The 1689-nt window shown below is 48.1% G+C and carries 2 protein-coding genes and 1 pseudogene; all 3 read left to right on the top strand.

Annotated elements, in window-relative coordinates; all coding sequences use genetic code 11:
* Window positions 1-171 precede the first annotated feature (171 nt).
* Complete coding sequence (locus tag AC1WIP_RS15625) at window positions 172-666, top strand: hypothetical protein (protein ID WP_481142693.1); 495 nt, start codon at window positions 172-174, stop codon at window positions 664-666.
* A 167-nt stretch (window positions 667-833) separates the two neighbouring features.
* A complete protein-coding gene (gene lepB, locus AC1WIP_RS15630; RefSeq protein ID WP_481142694.1) occupies window positions 834-1415 on the top strand; it encodes a signal peptidase I in 582 nt (193 codons plus the stop codon).
* 20 nt (window positions 1416-1435) lie between these two features.
* Window positions 1436-1689, top strand: a pseudogene (locus tag AC1WIP_RS15635) (ribosome biogenesis GTPase YlqF); the annotation flags it as partial.

The raw sequence follows: 1689 nt of genomic DNA on the forward strand, positions 1-1689 counted from the left end.
ACTTCCGGAGAAACTGAAAATCAGGGTGGTACAGGTGCATCCCAGCCGTCAGTACAGGAAGGCGGAGCGGGTAATCAAAGAAGCACTGCTCTGGACTGGGAAGCTGTGGGGAACAGTGTACAGGAACGTCTCGCTGCCCTGGAAGAAAATACTGCTGTAGCTGATGTGAATATGAATTTTGTTTCAGCGGAGGAAGTACAGGTTCCGGCAGAGGTGCTGGCGTCTATTCAGGGAAGGGAAATCACTCTGGCCTTCCACAATGGCCAGGGAACGGCTGTAAGCGTAAGAGGCATGGAGCTGACAAATTCTGTGCTGGCAGGCTTAGGAGTCCAGGGTACCGTGAACCTGACGGTAGTATGTGATGAAGAAAATGTGCCGGAGAGGCTTTTGCGCACGGGAACACGAAACACCTTGTTTTACAGGCAGTTTTCTGTGAAAAATGCAGGTGAAATAAATATTCCTGTGAACATTCACATTGCGGTGGGACAGGAATATGCCGGGAAATATGCAAATTGGTACAGACTGGATGAACGACGCCAGATGCTGGTTTATGAGGGCTCATACCAGGTGACCAGAGGCGGGCAGGCTATGTTTGCCATAGACCGGGGCGGAGCGTATCTGCTGACAGTTACCGATGAAAAACCGGATGCGAATGGCGCGGGCTGAACTGTTATTTCATATGGGAGACATCATGATTCTTTGTAGTCATGATGTCTCTTTTCATAGTGCCTTGTTTCCTGCATTCCCCGGTTTTTATCACCGCCCTCTTTTCCCACCGGAAAAAATGTGTTATACTATGTTGGATAATCACAGGAACAAAACAGGAAGGAATCATGGCAAGGCACAACAGAGGACTCAGCTTTTATAAGAGAAGGAAGAAGATAAGCCAGGCGGCAGTGAGGGAAATATTCAGCTGGATTTTCGGCATACTCGCTTCTGTTTTTATTGCGGCAGCGGCCAGCTTTTTCTTTGGCATGACCACAGAGGTGGTAGGTATTTCCATGGAGCCTTCCCTGTATAATGGTCAAACAATACTTGTGGACCGGTTTCTGTATATTTTATCCTCTCCCAGACGGGGAGATGTGGTGGTGTTCCTTCCAAACGGCAATGAAAAATCCCATTATTATATAAAACGGGTAGTGGGCGTTCCGGGGGACACTTTAAGCATTCAGGATGGAGTCCTTTATGTGAATGGACTTGAGAGCGAATGGGTCACGGAGAAGATTCTTGACCCGGGAATTGCCGGGAATCGCTATGTTTTGGGGAGCGGAGAATATTTCTGCATGGGGGACAATCCAAACAACAGCGAGGACAGCCGATCGGCTAATATCGGTGCCGTGCGGGAGGAAAATATCATTGGGAAAGCGTGGTTTCACATGGCGTGTGAGGAATCAGGCATGGGCTTCGTAAAATAACAGACAGAGGTATTTACAACATGAATTATCAATGGTATCCGGGTCATATGACGAAGGCAAAGCGTATGATGCAGGAAAATATAAAGCTGATCGACCTGATTATTGAGCTGGTGGATGCACGTATTCCCTTAAGCAGCAGAAATCCGGATATTGATGAGCTGGGAAAGAATAAGACGCGGATTCTTCTTTTAAACAAAGCGGATATGGCGGATTCCGGTTTTAACAACCCGTGGGGCCGGGGTTTTTTTGAGAGGGGGAGGGTTTTGGTTGTGGG

The organism is Acetatifactor sp., from assembly GCF_982438285.1.